Annotated in this window: 24 protein-coding genes; 21 read left to right on the top strand and 3 right to left on the bottom strand. The window is 72.1% G+C overall.

The window, feature by feature from the left end:
* Positions 1–7: 7 nt before the first annotated feature.
* The 9 genes from ACH4TG_RS28095 (at position 8) to ACH4TG_RS28055 (ending at position 8,283) form a co-directional block, all read left to right on the top strand.
* Entirely contained in the window at positions 8–421 is a 414-nt protein-coding gene (locus tag ACH4TG_RS28095; RefSeq protein WP_398245316.1) for a hypothetical protein, read from the top strand.
* 164 nt (positions 422–585) lie between these two features.
* Complete coding sequence (locus tag ACH4TG_RS28090) at positions 586–912, top strand: hypothetical protein (RefSeq protein ID WP_398245315.1); 327 nt, start codon at positions 586–588, stop codon at positions 910–912.
* A gap of 29 nt (positions 913–941) precedes the next feature.
* The gene (locus ACH4TG_RS28085; RefSeq protein ID WP_398245417.1) at positions 942–1,595 is read left to right on the top strand and encodes a hypothetical protein; all 654 of its coding nucleotides are present in this window, start codon (positions 942–944) and stop codon (positions 1,593–1,595) included.
* 64 nt (positions 1,596–1,659) lie between these two features.
* Positions 1,660–1,959, top strand: coding sequence for a WXG100 family type VII secretion target (locus tag ACH4TG_RS28080; protein ID WP_398245314.1), 300 nt, complete (start codon positions 1,660–1,662; stop codon positions 1,957–1,959).
* Positions 1,960–2,189: 230 nt separating this feature from the next.
* The gene (gene mqnC, locus ACH4TG_RS28075) at positions 2,190–3,413 is read left to right on the top strand and encodes a cyclic dehypoxanthinyl futalosine synthase (protein WP_398245313.1); all 1,224 of its coding nucleotides are present in this window, start codon (positions 2,190–2,192) and stop codon (positions 3,411–3,413) included.
* Positions 3,414–3,424: 11 nt separating this feature from the next.
* Complete coding sequence (locus ACH4TG_RS28070) at positions 3,425–3,880, top strand: imidazolonepropionase-like domain-containing protein (protein ID WP_398245312.1); 456 nt, start codon at positions 3,425–3,427, stop codon at positions 3,878–3,880.
* 247 nt (positions 3,881–4,127) lie between these two features.
* Complete coding sequence (locus ACH4TG_RS28065; protein ID WP_398245311.1) at positions 4,128–4,826, top strand: demethylmenaquinone methyltransferase; 699 nt, start codon at positions 4,128–4,130, stop codon at positions 4,824–4,826.
* Positions 4,827–5,043: 217 nt separating this feature from the next.
* A complete protein-coding gene (locus ACH4TG_RS28060; RefSeq protein WP_398245310.1) occupies positions 5,044–6,846 on the top strand; it encodes a hypothetical protein in 1,803 nt (600 codons plus the stop codon).
* A gap of 147 nt (positions 6,847–6,993) precedes the next feature.
* A complete protein-coding gene (locus ACH4TG_RS28055; RefSeq protein ID WP_398245416.1) occupies positions 6,994–8,283 on the top strand; it encodes a geranylgeranyl reductase family protein in 1,290 nt (429 codons plus the stop codon).
* Positions 8,284–8,356: 73 nt separating this feature from the next.
* Here the strand turns inward: ACH4TG_RS28055 and ACH4TG_RS28050 are convergent, their stop codons facing one another.
* Complete coding sequence (locus tag ACH4TG_RS28050; RefSeq protein WP_398245309.1) at positions 8,357–10,264, bottom strand: serine/threonine-protein kinase; 1,908 nt, start codon at positions 10,262–10,264, stop codon at positions 8,357–8,359.
* A gap of 240 nt (positions 10,265–10,504) precedes the next feature.
* Complete coding sequence (locus tag ACH4TG_RS28045; RefSeq protein WP_398245307.1) at positions 10,505–11,410, bottom strand: ATP-binding protein; 906 nt, start codon at positions 11,408–11,410, stop codon at positions 10,505–10,507.
* Between the two features lie 141 nt (positions 11,411–11,551).
* Here ACH4TG_RS28045 and ACH4TG_RS28040 point away from each other — a divergent pair, with 141 nt between their 5' ends.
* The 3 genes from ACH4TG_RS28040 to ACH4TG_RS28030 all read left to right on the top strand — a co-directional run bounded on the left by ACH4TG_RS28040 (position 11,552) and on the right by ACH4TG_RS28030 (position 14,038).
* On the top strand, positions 11,552–12,904 hold the full coding sequence (locus ACH4TG_RS28040; RefSeq protein ID WP_398245306.1) for a tetratricopeptide repeat protein: 1,353 nt from the start codon (positions 11,552–11,554) through the stop codon (positions 12,902–12,904).
* A 10-nt stretch (positions 12,905–12,914) separates the two neighbouring features.
* On the top strand, positions 12,915–13,436 hold the full coding sequence (locus tag ACH4TG_RS28035; protein ID WP_398245305.1) for an NUDIX domain-containing protein: 522 nt from the start codon (positions 12,915–12,917) through the stop codon (positions 13,434–13,436).
* 113 nt (positions 13,437–13,549) lie between these two features.
* A complete protein-coding gene (locus tag ACH4TG_RS28030; protein WP_398245304.1) occupies positions 13,550–14,038 on the top strand; it encodes a pyridoxamine 5'-phosphate oxidase family protein in 489 nt (162 codons plus the stop codon).
* 191 nt (positions 14,039–14,229) lie between these two features.
* On the opposite strand, the gene ACH4TG_RS28025 is transcribed toward ACH4TG_RS28030, so the two are convergent.
* Entirely contained in the window at positions 14,230–15,093 is an 864-nt protein-coding gene (locus ACH4TG_RS28025; protein WP_398245303.1) for a C40 family peptidase, read from the bottom strand.
* A 606-nt stretch (positions 15,094–15,699) separates the two neighbouring features.
* Here ACH4TG_RS28025 and ACH4TG_RS28020 point away from each other — a divergent pair.
* The 9 genes from ACH4TG_RS28020 to nuoI are packed head-to-tail and all read left to right on the top strand — an operon-like array spanning position 15,700 to position 25,389.
* A complete protein-coding gene (locus tag ACH4TG_RS28020; RefSeq protein ID WP_398245302.1) occupies positions 15,700–16,059 on the top strand; it encodes an NADH-quinone oxidoreductase subunit A in 360 nt (119 codons plus the stop codon).
* Positions 16,060–16,118: 59 nt separating this feature from the next.
* Positions 16,119–16,673: a NuoB/complex I 20 kDa subunit family protein gene (locus tag ACH4TG_RS28015; RefSeq protein ID WP_398245301.1), complete on the top strand. Its 555-nt coding sequence runs from the start codon at positions 16,119–16,121 to the stop codon at positions 16,671–16,673.
* A complete protein-coding gene (locus ACH4TG_RS28010; protein WP_398245300.1) occupies positions 16,670–17,413 on the top strand; it encodes an NADH-quinone oxidoreductase subunit C in 744 nt (247 codons plus the stop codon). Before ACH4TG_RS28015 ends, ACH4TG_RS28010 begins: the two co-directional genes overlap by 4 nt.
* Positions 17,413–18,765, top strand: a complete 1,353-nt coding sequence (locus ACH4TG_RS28005) for an NADH-quinone oxidoreductase subunit D (RefSeq protein ID WP_398245299.1) — start codon at positions 17,413–17,415, stop codon at positions 18,763–18,765. Before ACH4TG_RS28010 ends, ACH4TG_RS28005 begins: the two co-directional genes overlap by 1 nt.
* Positions 18,762–19,517 carry an NADH-quinone oxidoreductase subunit NuoE gene (gene nuoE, locus ACH4TG_RS28000; RefSeq protein ID WP_398245298.1) on the top strand — a complete coding sequence of 252 codons (756 nt, stop codon included), beginning with the start codon at positions 18,762–18,764 and terminating at the stop codon, positions 19,515–19,517. Before ACH4TG_RS28005 ends, nuoE begins: the two co-directional genes overlap by 4 nt.
* Complete coding sequence (nuoF, locus tag ACH4TG_RS27995) at positions 19,517–20,851, top strand: NADH-quinone oxidoreductase subunit NuoF (protein WP_398245297.1); 1,335 nt, start codon at positions 19,517–19,519, stop codon at positions 20,849–20,851. The genes nuoE and nuoF overlap by 1 nt, the downstream gene beginning before the upstream one ends.
* A complete protein-coding gene (locus tag ACH4TG_RS27990; RefSeq protein ID WP_398245296.1) occupies positions 20,848–23,355 on the top strand; it encodes an NADH-quinone oxidoreductase subunit G in 2,508 nt (835 codons plus the stop codon). The genes nuoF and ACH4TG_RS27990 overlap by 4 nt, the downstream gene beginning before the upstream one ends.
* On the top strand, positions 23,352–24,752 hold the full coding sequence (nuoH, locus tag ACH4TG_RS27985; RefSeq protein WP_398245295.1) for an NADH-quinone oxidoreductase subunit NuoH: 1,401 nt from the start codon (positions 23,352–23,354) through the stop codon (positions 24,750–24,752). Before ACH4TG_RS27990 ends, nuoH begins: the two co-directional genes overlap by 4 nt.
* Entirely contained in the window at positions 24,745–25,389 is a 645-nt protein-coding gene (gene nuoI / locus ACH4TG_RS27980) for an NADH-quinone oxidoreductase subunit NuoI (RefSeq protein ID WP_398245294.1), read from the top strand. The genes nuoH and nuoI overlap by 8 nt, the downstream gene beginning before the upstream one ends.
* Position 25,390 lies beyond the last annotated feature (1 nt).

The raw sequence follows: 25,390 nt of genomic DNA, 5'->3' as shown, positions 1-25,390 counted from the left end.
CGTGTCGATGAACGGTCCCAGTGACCAGACGCTGGCGGCGATGCGGCGGCTCGCGGGGCAGGTGCAGGACGAGCTGGCCCTGGCCGGTCTGCCGGTCGCCGCCGGGCTGCACCGGCTGGTGAGCCAGGGCGTGCGGGTGGAGCTCGACGCGCTGGACGACGACGACCCCGGCGTCGTCGTGACCTGGCGCCCGCACCCGAGCCTCGCCAACGCCGCGGACCGCGCGGTGGCCGCGCGCGACGTCGACGCCGGCACGATGCAGCGCTTCGGCGAGATCCAGCGGGCGGTGGTCCCGGCGATCGCGGCCGTGCTCACCGCGGCGGGCTTCGTCGTCGACACCGAAGCCGGCCTGCCGCCCCACGTCGTCCGCATCACCGCGGCTCCCCCCGACGGCGGCACGGTCGGCCTGCTGGAGCCCTGAGCCCGAAAGGACCTGCCGCAGCAGGGAGTCGGGCCGCCCGCGAAGCCGGACGGGAACCATGGGGACGGGCCCGGCCGTCGTATCCCGTACAGGTCCGGTGGAGCGGCGAGGGGTGTTGGGTACGGTCGGGGGGAAGGTCGGGGGAAGGCCCAGGGGAGGCAGACGTGGGTGGGAAGGCCGATCGGCTTGCGGTCGATCTGACGGGACTCGAGGACTTCGCGCACAACCTGGACACCGTGCGGACGACCATGAACGGGACCAGGAAGCTGTTCGACTCCTACGAGGCCAAGCTGGGTTCGGACAAGGTCTCCGGTGCGCTCGACCACTTCGAGCACGGCTGGAAGGACGGCCGCAAGGAGATCGACGGGCAGTTGGAGGGGCTGTCGAAGATGGCCAACACGGCCGTCGACCAGATCCGCAAGGCAGACAAGGACCTCGCCGACCAACTGGAGAAGGCGGGCAAGGACGACGGTAAGGGCAACGCCAAGTGACCACTCCTGCAGAGCCGTTCGTGCGGGTCATGCCCGTCGAGCGGGAGGGCTTCAGCCTCACCGTGCCGATGAACTGGTGGGAGTTCGACCTGCACCCCGCCACCCGTGACGACTCGGTGCGCCGGCTGATCGCCCAACGGGTCAAGGAGAACCCGGCGTTGGCCGACCATCGGGACGTGCTCACCCGGTTCCTGAAGAAGGCCGCCCGCGACGCCTACGAGAGCGGCGCGGTCTACATCGGCTGCATGGCGCAGAACTTCGACCGGCTGCCGCTCACCGCGTCGGTGACCGTCTCGCTGGTCGGCGCCCGCCGGCCCGACGGGCAGCTGCTGCCCGCCGACCCCGCCTCGATCGCGGCGAGCCTGCGCCCCAAGGAGGCGGCCCGCGAGGGCGACACCTGGCGCAAGGTCACCACCGTCGAGATTCCCGAAACCGGCCTGGCGGCAAGGACGTTCGGCATCGAGGACGTCGCGGTGCCGGGTGACTCGCGCACCGTGCGGGCTGCGCTGATGCAGACGTTCATCCCGCTCCCGGGCCGTGCCGACCACGTCGCGCTGGTGGCGGGCAGCAGTTCCGTCGTCGACCTCGCGGAGTCCTTCTTCGACGTCTTCGACGCCGTCACCGCGTCCTTCCGATACCGGGAACCGGGGGCTGCACCCGTCACGTCCTCCCCTGTAAGTTGATGCACATCTCAGGCGCCACGGGGGTCGGCCCTGCGGCACGCGTTCGATGAGGAGTCAAGCCGCTATGGCTAATGTGAACGTAACGTACCAGGACATGCGGGACGCAGCGGGCAAGCTGCGTACCGGCCAGCACGAGATCACCGAGAAGCTGCACGCACTGCAGAAGTTCGTGCAGGACCTGGTGAACGGCGGCTACGTGACGGATCGCTCCTCGAAGCAGTTCGAGACGTCCTACAACGAGTTCAACACCGGTGCCACCAAGACCATCGAGGGTCTCGACGGCATGGCCAAGTTCCTGGAGTCGGCGGCCGACGCCTTCCAGCAGGCGGACGAGCAGCTCGCCAAGGGCCTCGGCGGCCACTGATCCCGGCCGCCCCGTACGCCCTGGTACGGAACGTGTGCGCCGCAGCGGAGTGCTACCCGCTGCGGCGCAGGCGTGTCTGCGGCGGGGCGCCCCGGACGGATCACCCGGGCGGATGCCCCGGGCTGATCCCCGGGCTGAGCCGGCCGGCCGGGGTCGGCCCTTCACCGGCCGCGCGGACCCCTGGCGTACGCTGGCGTGGTCCGATCCACCCCTGAGAAGGGACCGCCCCGGTGACTCCTCCGAACTCCCCGGCCGCCCCGGCGAGCGACATCGCAGCCGTCCTCGACCGCGCCGCCGCCGGCGGCAGGATCACCCCTCAGGAGGCGCTCGACCTGTACCGCAGCGCCCCGCTGCACGCGCTGGGCGCCGCCGCCGACGCGGTGCGCCGCCGCCGGTACGCGGGGATCGACCACATCGCGACGTACATCATCGAGCGGAACATCAACTACACGAACGTCTGCGTGACGGCGTGCAAGTTCTGCGCGTTCTACGCGGCGCCCAAGGACACCGACAAGGGCTGGACCCGCGGGCTCGACGACATCCTGCGGCGGTGCGCCGAGACCGTCGAACTCGGCGGCACCCAGATCATGTTCCAGGGCGGCCACCACCCCGACTACGGCGTGGAGTACTACGAGGAGCACTTCTCGGCGATCAAGCGGGAGTTCCCCCAGCTGGTGATCCACTCGCTCGGCGCGTCCGAGGTGGAGCACATGGCGCGGATCTCCGGGGTCAGCGCGGAGGAGGCGATCCGCCGGATCCACGCGGCCGGCCTGGACTCCTTCGCCGGCGCCGGCGCGGAACTGCTGCCCGAGCGGCCCCGCAAGGCCATCGCGCCGCTCAAGGAGTCCGGCGAGCGGTGGCTGGAGATCATGGAGACCGCGCACGGGCTCGGCGTCGAGTCCACCTCCACCATGCTGATGGGCACCGGTGAGACGAACGCCGAGCGGATCGAGCACCTGCGGATGATCCGCGACGTGCAGGACCGCACGGGCGGCTTCCGGGCCTTCATCCCGTACACCTACCAGCCGGAGAACAACCACCTGAAGGGGCAGACGCAGGCGACGCTCTTCGAGTACCTGCGGATGATCGCGATCGCCCGGCTGTTCCTCGACAACGTCGCCCACATCCAGGGCTCCTGGCTGACCACCGGCAAGGAGGTCGGGCAGCTGTCGCTGCACTACGGCGCGGACGACCTCGGCTCGGTGATGCTGGAGGAGAACGTGGTCTCCTCGGCCGGCGCCAAGCACCGCTCCAACCGGATGGAGCTGATCCACCTGATCCGCTCGGCCGGCCGCGTGCCCGCGCAGCGCGCCACCACCTACGAGCACCTGGTGGTCCACGACGACCCGGCGAACGACCCGGTCGACGACCACGTGGTGTCCCACCTGTCCTCGACCGCGATCGACGGCGGCACGGCGCATCCCGAGCTGAAGCTGCTCGTCGGCGAGCGCTGAGGCGCCGCGCGGTGCTGAGCCTGCACGCGGCGGACGCGGTGGAGCCCGGCGGCGGGCGGCCGGCGGTGCCCGGCGGAGCGGTGCTCGTGGACGGCGACCGGATCGCCGCGGTCGGCCCGCTGGACGAGCTGGCCGCGGCGCATCCCGCCGCGCGGGTCCGGCGCTGGGCCGGCACGGTGCGGCCCGGGCGGACCGAGGTGCTGGTGCTGCCGGACAGCGCGGATCCGCGCGAGTGCGGGGAGGACGTGCGGCGGCAGCTGCACGGGATGCTGCGGCGCGGGGTGACCGCGGTGGACGACGGCGCGGCCGACGGGGCCGCGCGTTCCGCGCTGGACCGCAGCGGGTTGCTCCGCGGGTCGGCGCCCGCCCTCACCGCCGGCGCCCGCGCCGACTTCGCCGCCTTCGCTCCCGACGGCACCTGCCTGGCCACCGTCCTCGCAGGCCGCCTCGTCCACCGCCTCGCCTGACTGACGTCAGGGTCAGTCCGCCCCCTCCCGCAGGGGCGCTTTGGTCCGCCCCGGCCCACCGGCCGGTGGGTGGCCGGCCGCGCTGGGGCACCTCCCAGGCGAAGCCCTGGGGGACCCCGCGCCCCTGAGGTGGCGGACGCCGTCGCCTCCGTGCCGGGGTGTGCCTCCGGGGTGGCTGGGGCAGTCGGCGGGGGCGGCCCCGGGAGGGGGGAGTTCGGGGGGCTGCGGGGCGGAATAGGGTGGGGGGGTGACGCGAGCCTCTTTGGAGAAGCAGCCGCAGGACGTCGCCGCGATGTTCGACGACGTCGCGGCGAAGTACGACCTGACGAACGACGTGCTGTCGCTCGGCCAGACCCGCTTGTGGCGGCGAGCCGTCGGGCAGGCGTTGGACGTGCGGCCGGGGGAGCGGGTGCTCGACCTCGGGGCTGGCACCGCCACCTCCTCGCTGCCGCTCGCCGCGGCCGGCGCCGCCGTCGTCCCCTGCGACTTCTCCCTGGGCATGCTCCGCGAGGGCAAGAAGCGCCACCCGGAGCTGCCGCTCACCGCCGGCGACGCCACCCGGCTCCCGTTCGCCGACGGCGCGTTCGACGCCGTCACCATCTCCTTCGCGCTGCGCAACGTGCACGACACCGACGCGGCGCTGCGCGAGATGCTGCGCGTGGTCAGGCCCGGCGGCCGCCTCGTGATCTGCGAGTTCAGCCAGCCGACGTACGGCCCGCTGCGCACCGTCTACTCCGAGTACCTGATGCGCGCGCTGCCGCCGGTCGCCAAGTCGGTGAGCAGCAACCCCGACGCGTACGTGTACCTCGCCGAGTCGATCCGGGCCTGGCCCGACCAGCGCGCGCTGGCCGGCCGGCTTCAGGGCGCCGGCTGGGGGCGCGTCGCGTGGCGGAACCTGACCGGCGGGATCGTGGCCCTGCACCGCGGGACGAAGCCGGCGGCGTAGCGCGCCGCGCGGGACGGCGATCGGCCGCGTGACGGACCGTTCGCGTGGGGCGGATGCGCCGCACGGGGACCAGGAGACACCGCGGCGTGCGGATCCGCGAACGAGTGGATCACGGGCCGCCAGGAAGCAGTCATTCCGGGAGCGGATCGGGGAACTGCCCCTCTACTCTGCGGTGTCTGAGGGGAGGACGGATCCCCGATCATCCCCGGAGTGGCCCATGTCGAACTGCCCTGCGTGCGGTAACCCCGCCTCCCCCGACGCGGACGCCCGCTTCTGTGCGCGCTGCGGCAGGGAGTTGCCGGGTGCGCCCGCAGGGCAGACCCCCGTACCGCCGCCCCCGCCCACCGCGCCGCCCGCCGCGCCCCCCACGGCTCCGCCGGCCGGCTTCCCGCCGCCCGGCCAGGCGCCCGCCGGCTACTCGCCGACCGCGTTCGTGCCCGCCGCCCCGGCCGGCTACCCGCCGGCCCCGTCCGGGCCTTCGCCCGCCGGGCAGTTCCTGCGCCGGACGTTCACCGGCCGCTGGGACGTGCCCGCGGCCGCCGCCGTGGTGCCCGCGCTCTGCTTCGCCGCCCTGGCCGTGGTGATCGGGGTGTGGACAGGCGCGTCGGTGCACGACCCGGGGGTGGGGTTCGCCACCAGGACGCGGCTGGCGCTCGCGGTGCTGCTCACCGGCGTCGGCGCGGTCCTGCACTTCAGCACGCGGGTCCCGGACTACTCCGACACAGGCTCGGCGTTCGGGGACTCCAGCGGGGCCTTCGGCGACTCCGGGGACTCCGGCTACTCCGACACCTATGTGACCTCCCACTCCACGGTCTCGCTGATCGCGCTGGCGATGACCCTGCTGTGGGTGGGCGCGCTGGTCGTCTCGCTCCGCAGGTCGCGGGCCCGGCTGGCCCCCACCGGGGGGTCGGGCGGCGCGGAGGCCGCAGTCCGCGTGGCCCTGGTGGCCGCCGCGGCCGCCCTGGTGCTCGGGCTGGTCGCCCAGCCCTCCGCCGACGACGTGCACGTGGGCACCGGTCCCGTGCTGCTGACGCTCTGGGCGTTCCTGATCAGCCTGGTCACCGCGCTGCTCACGCTCTGCTCCGCGGACGTCCGCCGCTGGCTGGCCGAACGCCCCGGACCGGCGACCGTGGTCCGCGCCCTGCGCACCGCGCTGATCGCGCTGCTGATCACCGTGGCCCTGGGCGGCCTCGTGGTGTTCGTCGTGGTGGCGGCGCACGCCCACGAGACCAGCGGCTGGGGCGTCGCGGTCGCCGCGCTGCTGCTGCCCAACCTCGGTGTCTCCGGCCTCGGTCTGGGCTGGGGCGCGCCGTTCCACCTGAGCGAGACCGGCCGTTCGTCGGAGGGCGCCCACTACTCGTTCGGACTGGGCGAGTTGGGCCATGTCTGGGACGGCTGGGCCTCCGTCGGCGCGGTCGCGGGCGGTGTCGTGTGCGCGCTGGTGATCGGGGTGCTGGCGGTGCGGCGGTCCGCCGACCGGGTCGAGCAGTTCCTCGTCGCGGGCCTGTTCACCGGCCTGTTCGTGCTCCTGGTGGCGTTCGGCGGGGTGTCGGAGGACGGCGGCTCCGCCGGCCTGACCGGGCTCGGCTCGGGCAGCGGCCACACCGCGGCCGCCACGAGCGTGCCGGAGGCGCTGATGTTCGCGCTGCTGTGGACCTGCGGCGGCGTCCTCGTCGGGCCCTACGCGTGGCGGGCGCTCGGCGGGACCGTGCCGGAGCCGAAGGCCCGCGCGTACGCGGCGGCCGGAGGCGCGACCTTCGGCCCGCAGCAGGGGCAGCCGCTGCCGTACGGGCAGCCGACGCCGTACCCGCAGCCGCCGACCCCGCCGCAGCCGCAGGCGCCTGTGCAGCCTTCGGTGCCGCAGCAGCCGACCGCGCCTGGGCAGCCCGCCGCACCCGGGCAACCGGCCGGCGCGCCGGGCCGCGGGCCGGACCAGCCGACGGTGCACGACCAGCCGACCGTCCACGACCTCGGCATGGTCCAGCCGCCCCGGCTCAACAGGCCGCCGGACCACCGCTGACCGCTGCCGGACCGCCGCTGACGGCGGAGGGGGCGTGCGGAACGGCGCTGCGCAGGAGAGCCGCCGACGCGCGGCGGGCGGTCGCCTCATACACTCGACCGCATCGTGCAGCAGCAACGCCCCCTCGCCGAAACGGGAGAGCCCACCGTGACCGACACCGCCGCCCTGTCCGAGCGCAGCGCCGATGTGATCGTCGTGGGCGCAGGGCCCGCCGGATCGACCACCGCGTACTACCTGGCGAAGTCGGGACTCGACGTCCTGCTGCTGGAGAAGACCGCGTTCCCGCGCGAGAAGGTGTGCGGCGACGGTCTGACCCCGCGGGCCACCAAGCAGCTGGTGTCGATGGGTGTCGACATCTCCGAGGAGGCCGGCTGGCTGCGCAACAAGGGCCTGCGGATCATCAGCGGCGGCATGCGGCTGGAGATGGACTGGCCGGACCTGGCCGCGTACCCGGACTACGGGCTGGTCCGCAAGCGCGAGGACTTCGACGAACTCCTCGCCCAGCAGGCGGTGAAGTCCGGCGCCCGGCTGTACGAGCGGTGCAACGTCGGCGCCCCGATCCTCGACGAGCGCACCGGCCGCATCACCGGCGTGCAGGCCAAGCTCGGTGAGGAGAAGACCCCGGCGGCCTTCTACGCGCCGCTGGTGGTGGCCGCCGACGGCAACTCCACCCGGCTGTCGCTGGCGATGGGCCTGCACCGCCGCGAGGACCGCCCGATGGGCGTGGCCGTCCGCACCTACTTCACCTCGCCGCGGCACGACGACGACTACCTGGAGTCGTGGCTGGAGCTGTGGGACCGGCGCGGCGCCCAGCCCCGCCAACTGCCGGGCTACGGCTGGATCTTCGGCATGGGCGACGGCACCTCCAACGTGGGCCTGGGGATCCTCAACTCCTCCTCGGCGTTCCGCGAGCTGGACTGGCGCGACGTGCTCAAGGCGTGGGTCGCCTCGATGCCCGAGGACTGGGGCTACACCCCGGAGAACATGACCCACCCGATCCGGGGCGCCGCGCTGCCGATGGCCTTCAACCGCCAGCCGCACTACACCCGCGGCCTGCTGCTCGTCGGCGACGCCGGCGGCATGGTCAACCCGTTCAACGGCGAGGGCATCGCCTATGCGATGGAATCCGGCCAGCTCGCCGCCGACGTCATCTCCCAGGCGCACGCCCGGGCCGGCGCGACCCAGCGGGAGCTGGCGCTGCAACGCTACCCGCGCATCCTCAAGGACACCTACGGCGGCTACTACACGCTGGGCCGCGCCTTCGTGAAGCTCATCGGCAACCCGAAGGTGCTGCAGATGTGCAGCCAGCGGGGCCTGACCCACCCGGTGCTGATGAAGTTCGCGCTCAAGCTGCTCGCCAACCTCACCGACCCGACGGGCGGCGACGCGATGGACCGCGTCATCAACGGCCTGACGAAGATCACCCCCCGCGCCTGACCCTCCCGCACTGTCCCGACCCTCACCCCCGGCCGGCCCTCGGGCCCGCCGGGGGTGTGTTTCTGGCGGGGGGTCAGTTGCTCGTCGGGGGGATGGCGTTGCGCCAGACGGTGACGTCGGCGACGACGTAGGTGCTGGCCTCGCTGCTCTTCGACGAGCGCTTGTACGTGATCAGCGCGACCGCGCTGTCGGTGCTGGCGCAGATCTGGGAACCGGGCGACAGACGGGCGGTGTCCACCTGCGTCGTGTAGCGGGTGTCCTTGAGGCAGGTGTCGAGGGAGCCGGTCTCGTCGCTGTCGAGGAGGACGAGCCGCTGCGAGTTCGTGCCGAAGTGACAGCCGGGATCGATCATGTCGGTGCAGAAGTAGTAGAGGTCGTCGTCGAGGCCCTTGGCCGGCTTGAAGTCGGCGTCGGCGAGGACCAGGTGGTACTCGTTGGCCAGCTGGACCCCGGGGTGCTGCTCGGGCTTGGGCGCCGGCGGGGTGTGGGTCCGGGTCTCCGAACCGCTGCCGGTGGAGTGCTGCGACGGTGCCGAGCTGCTGCCGCCGCTCTTCCCGGCGTTGTCGTCCTTGCCGCCGCCGCCCGCCTTGACCACCAGCGGCACCACGACGGCCAGCACGAACACCGCGATGACGGCGGGCACGATGTACACCGCCTTGCTCTTCTTCGGCGGGAGCGGCAGCGGCCGGGGCACCCCGCCGTGCGGGCCGGGAGCGCCGTGCATCGCCATCGGGTGCTGCTGCTGCGGGTAGCCGTAGCCCGCCGGGCCGCCGTGCTGCGGATAGGACGGCTGCTGCACCGGCGGGTACGCGCCGGTGCCGGGCCCGTACCCGGCGCCCGGCGGCGGGGTGGGCGGCGGCACGGGTCCGCCGGGCGGCGGCGTGCCCGCCGCCTGGGTCGCCTGGTAGGCCGTCGACGACCCGGCGGCCTGCGTGGGCTGGTGGGGGCCGGTGGACGGCGGCGCGGTGGGCGGCGGCGTGGGCGCGGTCTGCGTCGGCTGGTAGGGCCCGGGCGCCTCGCCGTCGGGGCGGGTGACGCCGGGCGGCGGAGTGCCCGCCGACTGCGTCGGGGTGTAGCCGGGCAGCGCGTGCCGCGGGATCTCGGCGGCGAGCGCGCCGGGCAGCCACTGGTCGGGGCGGCGCAGCTGGGTCCCCTCCGACGCGGCCTGGCAGAGGGTGACGACCTCCGCGGTCGAGGGGCGACGGGCCGGGTCCTTCTCCAGGCAGCGTGCCACCAGCGCCCTCAACTGCTCGGGCAGCGCGGACAGTTCGGGTTCCTCGTGCACGATCCGGTACAGCACGGCGTGCGACGGGCCCTCGCCGTACGCGGGGGCGCCCAGGGCGGCGTACGCGGCGACCTGGCCGAGCGCGAAGACGTCGGTGGCCGGGGTGATCTCGCGCATGGCGGCCTGCTCGGGCGCCATGAAGGCGGGGGTGCCGACGGTGACGCCGCTGTCGGTGAGCGCGGTGGCGTCCGCGGCGCGGGCGATGCCGAAGTCGATGACGCGCGGGCCGTCGGCGGCCAGCAGCACGTTGGACGGCTTGAGGTCGCGGTGCACCAGGCCCGCGGCGTGCACCGCCTGCAGGGCCTCGGCGATGCCGGCGACGAGCAGCAGCACCGTCTCCACCGGCAGCGCGCCGTGCTGGACGACGGCCGAGGACAGTGTCGGCCCCTGCACGTACGCGGTGGCGAGCCAGGGGGGCGAGCCGTTCGCGTCGCTGTCGATGACCGGCGCGGTGTACAGGCCCTGCACCCGCTGCGCGGACTGCACCTCCTGCGCGAACCGCCGCCGGAAGTCCGGGTCTTCGGCCAGCTCCGGCCGGATCACCTTGACCGCCACCGGCCGCCCGGCCGGGGTGTACGACAGGTACACCTTGCCCATGCCGCCGGCGCCGAGCCGGGCCGCGAGGCGGTAACTCCCCACGGCCTCCGGGTCGTCCGCCGCCAGCGGCTGGAAAACCGTGCTGTCCCCCGAGCTCATGTCGAACCGTCCTCGTCCCCGTGAAATGCCGCTTCTTTACGTCCTCTTGGCGGCATGGAGACTACCGGCACCACCGGCCCCGGGTACGCCCCCCGATCCCCCGGTTTCGTCATCCGCACAGGATCGTGACCCGCCAGTGCCCGACGGCTTCCCGCCAGGCTCGGGCGACGCCGTACGCTTCAGCCGCTCGCCGTGGAGCTGCACCACCTGACCACCCGGCTGGCGGGAGCAGCAGCCCGGTCATAGTCGCCGTGGACGTTCCGTGGCCGTTGCCGGAGCGGTGGTGGGACGCCAGGGGTTGGTGAGCTCGTAGCAGTGGCCGCCTGGGTGGCCGGCGTACTGGCTGCACGTCTCGTCCAGTGGCTCGGGGGCGCGGACGCGGCAGTCCGGCAAGACGGTCAGCGTGATCGGGGCGTCATCACTGTTCCCGCCGGAGCTGTGGTCCCAGCGGGCCCAGACCGCGCCGGAGTCGTGGCCGTCGAGGTGCAGGACGTGGGCGTGATGGTCACCGGCGGTGTGCGCCTGCAGGACACACCTCAAGTCGTGTTCGACGTCCTCGGGCTCGGTGGTGTCGGTCGGGTCGAATGCGCCGGCCACGGCCATGAGGTGATCGGGCAGCGTGCGGCCCGCGTCGCACACGGGTAACAGGGCGGGGACGAACTCGGTCGTGCGGAAGCCTTCCGCGAGGGGCGGCGGTGCGCTCGGCGACAGCATGGGGGCAGCCTGATCCAGCTCGTCGGGCGTGACCAGCGCCCATACGGCCTTGCCGTTGCTCTTGCCGTCCAGGACGCCCCACCGCCCACCGGTCAGCGCGTCCACCAGGGCCAGGCCCCTGCCGCTCTCGTCGTCCCCACCGGCTCGCTTCAGCGCGGGCTGCGCCTGTCCGGCGTCGTACACCTCGATCCGCATTCCGCCGTCCATCGGCACGAAACGCGTCGCAATCCCGTCCTCCTTGGTTGTGCGCCCATGCCGCAGCGCGTTCGTCATCAGCTCCGACAGCACCAGAGTCGCCACGTCCGAAAGGGCGGCGAGCCCCACCTCACCCATGAACGATGCCAGTTGCCGACGTGCCTGGCCGACGGCTCGCGGGGAGGACGGCCACTGCCGGGCCACGTCGCTCATGCGCACGGTCGGTGTTGCGTTCATCGATCGCGTCCTTAACTCGTCGCCGTCGATCAGACCCGGCGGTTGCCTTGCTCTCGATCAGTGAAGCGGCGGTCACGCATAGTGGGTAGCGTGGTGAGCGGACGGACCGGTATACGCGGTTTAACCCTGCACGGAGGTGTCGTGGCGACCCCGAGGAAGCCGAACACGCAGCTTCGCGAGGCCATTGCCGCGGTTGGGTGCACGTACGACGCGCTGGCGAAGGACGTCCGGCGCATCGCGGCCGAGAACGGCGAGATGCTCCAGACCAACAAGTCCGCAGTCGCGCACTGGGTCAACGGCGCAAAGCCGACCGGGCAAGCGGGTCAATATCTGGCTGAGGCGCTCTCCCGCCGGGCGGCCCGGCCGGTCACGCTGACGGAAATCGGGCTGAGGGCACTCTCCGAGCTGCTGCCTTCTGACATCGACCCGGTCATCACGGCAACGGACTTGGGCCGGGCGGAGGCGGAACGCCGTCGCTTCCTTGCGGTGGCGGCCTTCACAAGCGCCGGTGTGGCCATGCCCCTTGAGTACGACCATGAGGCCACCGCCCGTACGCTCCGGGCCCGTTGCGGGCACACGCGAGTGGGCGAGGCGGACATCGAGGTCGTCCGCCACATCACCGCCGCGTTCAGCGCGGCGGACGAACGCCTCGGCGGTGGTCATGGGCTGACCACCGTCAGCGCCTATCTCGCCGACACGGCTGCCCCGATGCTGCGGGCGCGATTCCCCAACGACCGTTGTCGCGCGGCTGCTTTCGGAGCCGTCGCCGAACTGGCGTACCTCGCGGGCTGGAAACACCACGACCTCGGCCATGAGGGCGCTGCCCAGCGCTACTACCACGTCGGTCACCAACTGGCTTGCGAGGCTGACCCGCACGGGCACGCGGCCTGGATGATGCGCGCCCTCGCCCATCAGGCACTCAGCCTCAAACAACCACGCCACTGCGTCGCACTGATCGAAGGCGCTCTGGTGCGTGGACTCGGTCACGTCGACGGCCGGACGGAAGCTCTGCTCCACATCACCCATGCTCGCGCCTACGCTGCCGCAGGCGAGAACGCACGGGCGGCTCGCGCGCTGCTCGCCTCGGAGGACGCCCTCGGTCGCGACAGCCGCCCTCAGGCCACGTTTTCCCTCGTCAGCGGTCCCGCTGAGGGTACGGTTGCCAGCCACACCGCGCGTACGCTGACCGACCTCGCCGACCACGTCGGAACTGAGCGGCAGCACCGCGCGGCCCTCAACCGGTGGGACGCGGTCACCTACAAGCGCGTCCACGCGCTCACGTACGCCGACCTCGGCGACAGCCTCGCCGCTCAGGCGCGGGCCGACGAGGCTGTGACAGCCTGGGCTCAGGCGCTCGACTTGATGGACGGCATGACGTCGGACCGCGCCCGCAAGGCGATCGCGTCGCTGCGCTCGACCCTCGCGGTCTACCAGCGGCGCAAAGTCCCAGGAGCCGCAGAGCTTGCCCGGCGGGCACGCGCAGCAGTTGCCTAGGTCCCTACCGATGGCCGACGAAGGGAATCCCGTGGTTCAGCCGAACACCCACGACCGCTCCCGAGCTCTCCCGCCCGCAGCGGAGTCCATGACGCTGCTGGTCGCCGCCGTCATCGTCCACGACACGGTCCGCGACCGTGTCGTCCTGCTCCAGCGCGGCGAACAGGCCAAGTTCGCCCAGGGCATGTGGGACCTGCCGGTCGGCAAGAGCGAACCGGGGGAGCCGATCACGGAGACGGCGGTGCGGGAACTCCGCGAGGAGACCGGCCTGATCGTCCCGCCCGAGGCCCTGCGGATCGCGCACATCATCCACGGCGCTTGGGGCGTCGAATCCCCCAACGGCTTCCTCACTGTCGTCTTCGCCACCCGCGCTTGGTCCGGCGAGCCCGAGAACCGCGAGCCCCGCAAACACGCCCAGGTCCGCTGGATTCCCACCGACGCCCTTCCCGGCTCCTTCGTTCCCAGCACCGCGGAAGCCCTCCGCTCCTACCTCTCCGGAGGCCAGGCGGTCTCCCTCCACGGCTGGGACTGACCCCGCCCGTTGCGGCCACCGCCCCCGCCGCCGGCGCCCGCGGGCGCGGGGGGCGCTGGTCCTACGCCCTGGGACCGAGGCGGGGGAGCGGGGGGCGTGGATAGCGTGGCGGCATGACGCAGAACGCCGTGCAGGACACGGAGGAGAAGAGTACGGAGGGGCCGCGGACGCGGGAGCAGCGCAAGGACGACGCGCTGCGGCGGCTGGCCGGGGACCTCGACGTGTGGGTGGCGACGGCCTCCGCGGAGGGCGTGCCCACGCTGGTGCCGCTGACGTTCTGGTGGGACGGCGAGGCGGTGTGGCTGTCCACCCGGCCCGACAACCCGACCGGCGCGAACCTCCAGGAGTCCGGCACGGTCCGGCTGTGCTTCGGGACCACGCGGGACGTCGTGCAGGTCGAGGGGTCCGTACGGACGTACACCGCACAGGAGTTGCCGCCCGGCGTGGGCGACGGCTTCGCCGCCAAGGACGGCTGGGACCCGCGCCTGGACCCGGAGCGCTACGACTTCTACCAGGTGACCCCGCAGGTGCTGCGGGCCTGGGGGACCGTCGCCGAGCTCAAGAGCCGGCTGCTGATGAGGGACGGCGCCTGGCTGGTGTGAGCCGCGCCCCCCACGCAGCGGAGGCCGCACGCAGTGGCACCCGCACGCAGCGGAGGCCGCCGCACGCTTCCCTGCCAGGGGCGTGCGGCGGCCTCCGCCGTCGTGTGCGCGGCTGTTCCGGTCGGGCCGGGCCCGCGTCAAGCCGGGCCGCGTCCGTCGGGCCGCGTCAGGTCAGGCCGTGTCCGGTCCGGTCAGAGGACCCGGACCGCCCAGTCGGGCATGTAGTCGGCCATCTGGTGAATGCCCACCGGCGTCGAGGAGTTGGCCGCGTCCAGGTACTGGCCGTTCCCGATGAAGACGCCCACGTGGTACGCGCTGCCCTGGCCGCCCCAGAAGATGAGGTCGCCGGGCTGCAGCGCGGAGATCGACACCGGGGTGCCGACCGTGGACTGGTCCTGCGAGGTGCGCGGCAGGTTCACGCCGACGGTGCCGAAGGCGACCTGGGTGAGCCCGGAGCAGTCGTAGGAGCCCGGTCCTGTGGCGCCGTACACGTACGGCTTGCCTATCTGGGACTTGAGGAAGACGATCAGCTGGTCGACCTTGCTCGACGACGCGGGCGCGGGGCTCGCGGACGAACTGGTGGCCGCGGTGGTCTTCGCGGTCACGCTGAGCGGCGTGCGCTGCGCGGAGCGCGACGCGGCGGCCTGGGCTGCGGCCCGCTCCTTGGCGGCCTGCGCGGCGGCCTCGGCCTTCGCGGCGGCGGCGTCGGCCGCCTTCTTCTTCGCCGCGGCGGCCTTCTTCGCGTCGGTCGCGGCCCGCTCCTTGGCGGCGGCGAGCGAGACGTCGATGGCGTCCTGCTCCAGCGCGGCCGCGGCCTGGCGGGTGGTGACGACGGTGGACAGCGTTGTCAGCGTCGCGGCGGCGTCGGCGGCCTGCGGTGCGTGAGCGCCCGTGGGCGCGGAGTGGTGCGTGTTGTCGGCCATGGCCGGAGCGGCCGCGCCGCTGAGAGCGAGCGCGCTGACGACACCGCCGACGAGTCCGGCCCTGCGCGCCCACTTGGCGTCGCGGGGCGCCGCGTGCCGTCGGCGGCCTGTATGGGTATGCGAATCGGACATCGGCGTCCTGGGTGAGTTCGGGGACATGCGTCACTGGCTATCAGGAACGAATGGTTCCGTTCAACAAAGGTGGGATGCACCACAGTTGACGTGCTCACGGCTCAAATGCCCTTTTCGTGATCTTGCCGCTCAGGCGCTTTGGTCCGTTTTCTGGCGTCCGGTTACGTATGCGTTCGTGCACGCGTTCACGCGCGCGATCCCTGCGGGTTTCCCGGGATCCGCCCTCCCGACCCCCGGGGGCGGCGGCGCTATCACGGGGTCCGGTCCAGGGCGAATTTGCCTCGATCGATGATCACTTGATAATGCGCGCAGTATGCTGACCAGCAGGAACGCCGTTGAATATGACGCGAAGTGATCGTTTGGCCCGCATGCGCCACATGATCACCGCTCATCCGACTTCATGATCGTTCGCCAGGTGGTGGAGATCACAAAGCTGGTCCCCACCCCCGTGTCGCAGATCACAGACCGGGAGGCATAGGATGCAGGCGACTTGGGCTTGTGAACTGCCTCACATAGACGCGATCTTCGTGTTTTCGTGACGCAGCGCAGACCGGAAGTCACGGTCCGTGCATATCAGTCACTGTCGACTGGAAGGAGCGGGGGACGGTGAACGCCTACGCGCCCATCCTCGTGTTGGGAGGCCTCGCGGCCGGCTTCGCGATCTTCTCCGTGGTGATGGCCTCGATTATCGGCCCGAAGCGCTACAACCGGGCCAAGTTGGAAGCGTACGAGTGCGGCATCGAGCCCACTCCCACGCCGGCCGGCGGTGGCCGCTTCCCGATCAAGTACTACCTGACGGCGATGCTCTTCATCGTCTTCGACATCGAGATCGTCTTCCTCTACCCCTGGGCCGTCACCTTCGACCGGCTGGGGATGTTCGGGCTCGTCGAGATGCTCCTCTTCGTCCTCACCGTCTTCGTCGCCTACGCGTACGTGTGGCGGCGCGGCGGCCTGGAGTGGGACTAGCGGACGAGCGAGCGGGCTGACGAGGGGACCAGGGGACCGAGGAGACCAGGAGCCAACCCATGGGTATCGAAGAGAAGCTGCCGAGCGGATTCCTGCTCACGACGGTGGAGACCGCGGCAGGGTGGGTGCGAAAGGCGTCGGTCTTCCCCGCGACCTTCGGCCTGGCCTGCTGCGCCATCGAGATGATGACCACCGGTGCCGGGCGGTACGACATGGCCCGGTTCGGCATGGAGGTCTTCCGCGGCTCGCCGCGGCAGGCCGACCTGATGATCGTCGCCGGCCGGGTGAGCCAGAAGATGGCGCCCGTGCTGCGGCAGGTCTACGACCAGATGCCGAATCCCAAGTGGGTCATCTCGATGGGCGTCTGCGCCTCCAGCGGCGGGATGTTCAACAACTACGCGATCGTGCAGGGCGTCGACCACATCGTGCCGGTCGACATCTACCTGCCCGGCTGCCCGCCGCGGCCCGAGATGCTGCTGGACGCGATCCTCAAGCTCCACGAGAAGATCCAGCACTCCAAGCTCGGCGTGAACCGCGAGGCGGCCGCCCGCGAGGCGGAGGAGGCGGCCCGCAAGGCGCTCCCGACGATCGAGATGAAGGGGCTCCTGCGATGAGCGACGCACCCGCGACGCCCAACGGCGGCAACGGCAACGGCGGCAACGGCGAGAACCTGCCCACGCAGCGCGACGACACCGGCGAGGTGATCGGCGTCCGCCGCGGCATGTTCGGCGCGAACAACGGCGGCGACACCTCCGGATACGGCGGCCTGGTCCGCACCGTGCGGCTGCCCGGCGCGACCGCCCGGCCGTACGGCGGGGTCTTCGACGAGATCGCCGACGAACTCGAGGGCGCGCTGGAGGAGCAGGGCCTGGTCCCCGGCGACGCGATCGAGAAGGTGGTCGTCGACCGCGGCGAGGTCACCTTCCACATCGCCCGCGAGCACCTGCTGCAGGTCGCCAGGACGCTGCGCGACGACCCCGCGCTGCGCTTCGAGCTGTGCACCGGCGTCAGCGGCGTGCACTACCCGGGCGAGCAGGGACGCGAGTTGCACGCCGTCTACCACCTGCGGTCGATCACCCACGGACGGCTGATCCGGGTCGAGACGAGCGCGCCGGACGCCGACCCGCACGTGCCCTCGCTGGTCCCGGTGTACCCGACGAACGACTGGCACGAGCGCGAGACGTACGACTTCTTCGGGATCGTCTTCGACGGCCACCCGGCGCTGACCAGGATCATGATGCCGGACGACTGGCCCGGCCATCCGCAGCGCAAGGACTACCCGCTCGGCGGCATCCCCGTCGAGTACAAGGGCGCCCAGATTCCGGCTCCCGACCAGCGGAGGTCGTACAGCTGATGTCCACCCACAGCACACCCGGCACCCCCCACGCGCCGACCCAGGCGGAGGAGCGGGAGACCACCGAAGGCCGGGTCTTCACCGTCACCGGTGGCGACTGGGACGAGCTCGCCGAGTCCGTCGCCAAGGCGGACGACGAGCGGATCATCGTCAACATGGGTCCGCAGCACCCCTCCACCCACGGGGTGCTCCGGCTGATCCTGGAGATCGACGGCGAGACGGTCACCGAGGCCCGCTCCGGCATCGGCTACCTGCACACCGGCATCGAGAAGAACATGGAGTTCCGGACGTGGACCCAGGGGTCCACGTTCGTGACGCGCATGGACTACCTCACGCCGCTGTTCAACGAGACGGCGTACTGCCTGGCCGTGGAGAAGCTGCTCGGCATCACCGACCAGGTCCCGGACCGGGCGAGCGTCATCCGCGTGCTGCTGATGGAGCTCAACCGGATCGCCTCGCACCTGGTCTGCATCGCCACCGGCGGCATGGAGCTGGGCGCCACCACGATCATGATCTACGGCTTCCGCGACCGCGAGATGATCCTCGACATCTTCGAGCTGGTCACCGGCCTGCGGATGAACCACGCGTACGTCCGCCCCGGCGGCCTCGCCCAGGACCTGCCGCCCGGCGCGGTCGACCAGGTCAGGGAGTTCGTCAAGAAGTTCCGCAAGAACCTGCCGGAGTACGACAAGCTCGCCACCGGCAACCCCATCTTCAAGGGCCGCATGCAGGACGTCGGCTACCTGGACCTGGCCGGCTGCATGTCGCTCGGCGCCACCGGCCCGATCCTGCGCGCCGCCGGCCTGCCGCACGACCTGCGCAAGTCCGACCCGTACTGCGGTTACGAGAACTACGAGTTCGAGGTGCCGACCACCGACACCTGCGACTCCTACGGCCGCTTCCTGGTCCGGCTGCACGAGATGGCGCAGAGCCTGCGGATCGTCGAGCAGTGCCTGGACCGGCTGGAGCCCGGCCCGGTGATGGTCGAGGACAAGAAGATCGCCTGGCCCGCGCAGCTCGCGCTCGGTCCGGACGGCATGGGCAACTCCCTCGACCACATCAAGAAGATCATGGGCACCTCGATGGAGGCCCTGATCCACCACTTCAAGCTCGTCACCGAAGGCTTCCGGGTCCCGCCCGGCCAGGCGTACGCCGCGGTGGAGTCCGCGAAGGGCGAGCTGGGCGTGCACGTGGTCAGCGACGGCGGCACCCGCCCCTACCGGGTCCACTTCCGCGACCCCTCCTTCAGCAACCTGCAGTCCATGGCCGCGATGTGCGAGGGCGGCCAGGTGGCCGACGTCATCGTCGCGGTGGCGTCCATCGACCCCGTGATGGGAGGTGTCGACCGATGAGCGGCGAAGTGTCCCTGGGAATCCCCGAGATGCCCGCGCCGGACTACCCGGCCGACGTCCGGGCCCGGTTGGAGAACGACGCCCGCGAGGTGATCGCCCGCTACCCCGGTTCGCGCAGCGCCCTGCTGCCGCTGCTGCACCTGGTGCAGTCCGAGGAGGGGTACGTCACCCGCACCGGCATCCGCTTCTGCGCCGAGGTCCTGGACCTCACCACCGCCGAGGTCACCGCGGTCGCCACCTTCTACACCATGTACCGCCGCAAGCCGAGCGGCGAGTACCAGGTGGGCGTGTGCACCAACACGCTGTGCGCGGTGATGGGCGGCGACGCCATCTTCGAGGAGCTGCAGCAGCACCTGGGGATCGGCAACGACGAGACCACCGCCGACGGCAAGGTCACGCTGGAGCACATCGAGTGCAACGCGGCCTGCGACTTCGCGCCCGTGGTGATGGTCAACTGGGAGTTCTTCGACAACCAGACCCCGGAGTCCGCGAAGGCGATGGTCGACGACCTGATCGCCGGCCGCGAGGTGCGCCCCACGCGCGGCGCCCCGCTCTGCGGCTACCGGCAGACCGCCCGCATCCTGGCCGGCTTCCCCGACGAGCGCGAGGGCGCGGTCGAGGCGGGCGGCGGTGCGGGTCCGGCGTCGCTGGCCGGTCTGAAGCTGCACCGCGGCGAGGTCGCCGCGGCCCGGGTCGTGCCGCCGCGCGCGGAGCCGGCGGGCACCGACGTGACCGAGGAGGACGGCGAGTGATGACCGTGGAACCGGCCGAGAAGCTGCTCGCGCCCGTCCTGTCGGCGTTCTGGGACGACCCGCGTTCATGGACGCTGGACACCTACCGCAGGCATGAGGGCTACCAGGCGCTCACCAAGGCGCTGGCCATGGCGCCGGACGACGTGATCGCCTACGTCAAGGACTCGGGGCTGCGCGGCCGCGGCGGCGCCGGCTTCCCGACCGGCATGAAGTGGCAGTTCATCCCGCAGGGCGACGGCAAGCCGCACTACCTGGTGGTCAACGCCGACGAGTCCGAGCCGGGGACCTGCAAGGACATCCCGCTGCTCTTCGCCAACCCGCACTCGCTGATCGAGGGCATCGTCATCGCGTGCTGGGCGATCCGCTCCCACCATGCCTTCATCTACCTCCGCGGTGAGACGGTCCCGGTGCTGCGCCGGCTGCACGAGGCGGTCCGCGAGGCGTACGCCGCCGGCTACCTCGGCAAGAACATCAAGGGCAGCGGCTTCGACCTGGAGCTGACCGTGCACGCCGGTGCCGGCGCGTACATCTGCGGTGAGGAGACCGCGCTGCTGGACTCGCTGGAGGGCCGGCGCGGCCAGCCGAGGCTCCGGCCGCCCTTCCCCGCCGTCGAGGGGCTCTACGCCTGCCCCACCGTGGTGAACAACGTCGAGTCCATCGCGTCGGTTCCCGCGATCATCCAGCGCGGCAAGGAGTGGTTCCGGTCGATGGGCAGCGAGAAGTCCCCGGGCTTCACGCTGTACTCGCTGTCCGGGCACGTGGCCCGGCCCGGCCAGTACGAGGGCCCGCTCGGCATCACCCTGCGCCAGCTGCTGGAGATGGGCGGCGGCATGCGGCCCGGCCACCGGCTGAAGTTCTGGACGCCGGGCGGCTCCTCCACCCCGATGTTCACCGACGAGCACCTCGACGTCCCGCTGGACTACGAGGGCGTGGGCGCCGCCGGATCCATGCTCGGCACCAAGGCCCTGCAGTGCTTCGACGAGACGACCTGCGTGGTGCGGGCGGTCACCCGGTGGACCGAGTTCTACGCCCACGAGTCGTGCGGCAAGTGCACCCCCTGCCGCGAGGGCACCTACTGGCTGGTCCAGCTGCTGCGCGACATCGAGGCGGGCAAGGGCCACCACGAGGACCTCGACAAGCTCTACGACATCGCCGACAACGTCAACGGCAAGTCCTTCTGCGCGCTGGGCGACGGCGCCGCCGCCCCGATCTTCTCCTCTCTGAAGTACTTCCGCGCGGAGTACGAGGAGCACATCGACGGCAGGGGCTGCCCGTTCGACCCGGCCCGCTCCACCGCCTGGGCCGACAAGTCCCGTACGGAGGTCAACGCGTGACCGTCACTACCAACGCACCCGCCGGGGGCGGGCAGGCGGTGCCGCCGGAGGACCTGATCTCCGTCACCATCGACGGCATCGCGGTCTCCGTCCCCAAGGGCACCCTGGTCATCAGGGCCGCGGAGCTGCTCGGGATCGAGATCCCGCGGTTCTGCGACCACCCCCTGCTCGACCCGGCCGGTGCCTGCCGCCAGTGCATCGTGGAGATCGAGGGGCAGCGCAAGCCCGTCGCCTCCTGCACCATCACCTGCACCGACGGGATGGTGATCAGCACCCAGCTCACCTCGCCGGTGGCCGAGAAGGCGCAGCGCGGCGTGATGGAGCTGCTGCTGATCAACCACCCGCTGGACTGCCCGGTCTGCGACAAGGGCGGCGAGTGCCCGCTGCAGAACCAGGCCATGCAGGTCGGCGACCCGGACACCCGGTTCGAGGGCCGCAAGCGGACCTACGAGAAGCCGGTGCCGATCTCGGCGCAGGTGCTGCTGGACCGCGAGCGCTGCGTGCTGTGCGCGCGCTGCACCCGGTTCAGCAACCAGATCGCCGGCGACCCGATGATCGAGCTGCTGGAGCGCGGCGCCCTGCAGCAGGTCGGCATCGGCGAGGGCGACCCGTTCGAGTCGTACTTCTCCGGCAACACCATCCAGATCTGCCCGGTCGGCGCGCTCACCTCGGCCGCGTACCGCTTCCGGTCCCGCCCGTTCGACCTGGTGTCGTCGCCGTCGGTGTGCGAGCACTGCTCGGCCGGCTGCGCGACCCGCACCGACCACCGGCGCGGCAAGGTCATGCGGCGGATGGCCGCCGACGACCCCGAGGTCAACGAGGAGTGGCTGTGCGACAAGGGCCGGTTCGGCTTCCGCTACGCGCAGCGGCCTGACCGGATCGCCCAGCCGCTGGTGCGCAACGCCGACGGCGAGCTGGTCCCGGCCAGCTGGCCCGAGGCGCTCGCCGCGGCCGCGGCCGGCCTGACCGCGGCGCACGGCCGGGCGGCCGTGCTCGCCGGCGGCCGGGTCACCGTCGAGGACGCCTACGCCTACGCCAAGTTCGCCCGGGTGGTGCTCGGCACCAACGACGTGGACTTCCGGGCCCGCGCGCACTCCGCGGAGGAGGCCGACTTCCTGGCCGCCGCGGTCGCCGGGCGCGGCGTCGACCTGCCGGCCGGCGGCGGGCTCACCCACCGGGCGCTGGAGGAGGCCCCGGCCGTGCTGCTGGCCGGGCTGGAGTCCGAGGAGGAGGCGCCCAACGTCTTCCTGCGGCTGCGCAAGGCGCACCGCACCCGCAAGCAGCAGACCTACGCGCTGGCCACCCACGCCACCCGCGGCCTGGACAAGGCCGGCGGCATCCTGCTGCCGGCCGCGCCCGGCACCGAGCCGGAGTGGCTGGACGCGCTGGCCGGCGGTGTCGGCCTGGACGAGACGGGCCGGCAGGCCGCCGAGGCGCTGCGCGCGCAGGGCGCGGTCATCCTCGTCGGGGAGCGGCTCGCCGCCGTGCCCGGCGCGCTGACCGCGGCGCTGCGGCTGGCCACCGCCACCGGCGCCGCCCTGGCGTGGATCCCGCGCCGGGCCGGCGAGCGGGGCGCGGTCGAGGCGGGTGCGCTGCCCGGGTTGCTGCCCGGCGGCCGCCCGGTCACCGACCCGCGGGCCCGCGAGGAGGTCGCCCGGATCTGGGGCCTGCCCGCACTGCCCACCCGTACCGGCCGGGACACCGGCGAGATCGTCGAGGCCGCCGCGTCCGGCGAGCTGAAGGCGCTGCTCGTCGGCGGCGTCGAGGTCGCGGACCTGCCCGACCCGGCCCGCGCCAGGGCCGCGCTGGACGCCGTCGACTTCCTGGTCAGCCTGGAGCTGCGGCCCAGCGAGGTCACCGAGCGGGCCGACGTGGTGCTGCCGGTCGCGGCGGTCGCCGAGAAGGCCGGCACCTTCCTCAACTGGGAGGGCCGGGTGCGGATGTTCGAGGCCGCGATCAAGCCCGACCAGGCCACCACCCGGCACCAGCTGCCCGACGCCCGCGTGCTGACGATGCTCGCCGACGCGCTCGACGTGGCGCTCGGCCTGTCCGGCCCGGCGCAGGCCCGCGCCGAACTCGACCGGATCGGCGCCTGGTCGGGCGCCCGCGGCGCCGCCCCGCTGGCCGGCTCGGTGCCGCTGCCGCGGCCCGACCAGGGCCAGGCGGTGCTCGCCGGCCACCGGATGCTGCTCGACCAGGGCCGGCTGCAGGACGGCGACGACGCGCTGGCCGCCACCCGGCACGCGGCCGTCGCCCGGCTGTCGGCCACCACGGCCGCCGAGGCCGGGGTCGAGGACGGCGGGCTGCTCACCGTCACCGGACCGGCCGGCACCACGACACTGCCGCTGCAGGTCACGCCGATGCCCGACCGCGTGGTCTGGCTGCCGCTGAACTCCACCGGCGGCGGGGTCGCGTCGGACACCGGGGCCCGCCCCGGGCAGGTCGTCGGCATCGGCGCGGCTGCCGCCGCCCACGAAGGCGAAAGCGTGGAGGGAACGCGATGACCGCCCTGTTCACCGGCGGCAGCCAACTCGCCGCCACCACCGAGGACCTGTCGTTCTTCGGCCACGACGTGTGGTGGCTGATCGTCATCAAGGCGGTCTTCTGCTTCGCGTTCGCGATGCTGACGGTGCTGATCTCCATCGTCTGGGAGCGCAAGGTCGTCGCCTGGATGCAGCTGCGCATCGGCCCGAACCGGCACGGCCCCTGGGGCATGCTGCAGTCGCTGGCCGACGGCGTGAAGCTGATGCTCAAGGAAGACGTCGTCGTCAAGCGCGCGGACAAGGTGGTCTTCATCCTCGCGCCGGTCGTCGCCGCCATCCCGGCGTTCATGGCCTTCGCGGTGGTCCCGTTCGGGCCCGCCGACAACGAGGTGTCGATCTTCGGGCAGCGCACCGCGCTGCAGCTGACCGACCTGCCGATCGGCATGCTCTACATCCTGGCCACCGCGTCCGTCGGCATCTACGGCATCGTGCTGGCCGGCTGGTCGTCCGGTTCGACGTACCCGCTGCTCGGCGGCCTGCGCGCCTCGGCGCAGATGATCTCCTACGAGATCGCGATGGGCCTGGCCTTCGCCGCGGTGTTCCTCTACTCCGGTTCGATGTCGACCTCCACGATCGTCGCCTCGCAGCACGACCGCTGGTACGTGATCCTGCTGCCGGTGTCGTTCCTGGTGTACATCGCGACGATGGTCGGCGAGACCAACCGCGCGCCGTTCGACATGCCCGAGTCCGAGGGCGACCTGGTCGGCGGCTTCAACACCGAGTACAGCTCGATCAAGTTCGCGCTGTTCATGCTCGCCGAGTACGTGAACATGGTGACGGTCTCCGCGGTCGCCACCACCCTGTTCCTCGGCGGCTGGCGCGCCCCGTGGCCGGTGTCCACCTTCTGGGAGGGTGCGAACCACGGCTGGTGGCCGATGCTCTGGTTCATCGTCAAGGTCCAGCTGCTGCTGTTCTTCTTCATCTGGCTGCGCGGCACCCTGCCCCGGGTCCGCTACGACCAGCTGATGAAGCTCGGCTGGAAGGTGCTCATCCCGGTCTCGATGGTCTGGCTGATGCTGGTCGCCGCGGTCCGCGCGATGCGCAACGAGAACTACGACTTCACCAAGATCGTGCTCTATATCGGCGGCGGGGTGCTGGCCCTGCTGCTGCTCTCGCTGATCGTGGACCTGTTCCGGGACCGCGAGGAGAAGCGCGCGGCCGGCGAGGGCGGCGCGCTCGCGCCCCCCGAGCGGTTCGACCCGATGGCCGGCGGCTACCCGGTACCGCCGCTGCCCGGCCAGCAGGCCGAGCGGGTGCCGCGGCGCCCCAGCCGCACGCAGCCCCAACTGGTGGGCGCGAACGGATCATCCGAAGCGGACGCTGCGGAGACGGAGAAGAAGGAGGACGGCGATGCCTGAGTTCCTCGGCCCGGTCGCAGGCTTCGGCGTGACCTTCAAGGCCATGTTCAAGAAGCGCCTGACCGAGCAGTACCCGGAGTACAAGAAGCCCACCGCACCGCGGTTCCACGGCCGCCACCAGCTCAACCGGCACCCGGACGGCCTGGAGAAGTGCATCGGCTGCGAGCTGTGCGCCTGGGCCTGCCCGGCCGACGCGATCTACGTGGAGGGCGCGGACAACACCGAGGAGGAGCGCTACTCCCCGGGCGAGCGGTACGGCCGCGTCTACCAGATCAACTACGCCCGCTGCATCCTGTGCGGCCTGTGCATCGAGGCGTGCCCCACGCGGGCGCTCACGATGACCAACGAGTACGAACTCGCCGACCGCACCCGCGAGTCGCTGATCTTCACCAAGGAGCAGCTGCTGGCCGGCCTGCAGGAGGGCATGGTCGACAGCCCGCACGCGATCTTCCCCGGCATGGACGAGGGCGACTACTACCGCGGCGAGGTCACCGAGGCCGCGCCGGGCACAGTCCGCCAGGTCGCGGTCTCCAAGGGCGAGAAGCCTGACGAGACGGTCGACGGCCAGGGCGCCGAGGGCGGGAACGAGAGCGCCGGCGGGAACGGCAAGCCGGCGGGAACGGGGGCCGAGGGATGAT

Source organism: Streptomyces sp. NPDC020917 (genome assembly GCF_044333795.1).
In the GTDB taxonomy this organism is placed as follows: Bacteria; Actinomycetota; Actinomycetes; order Streptomycetales; family Streptomycetaceae; genus Actinacidiphila.
Note: the sequence above shows the minus strand (reverse complement) of the source record. Positions and strands in the feature narration are given on the sequence as shown.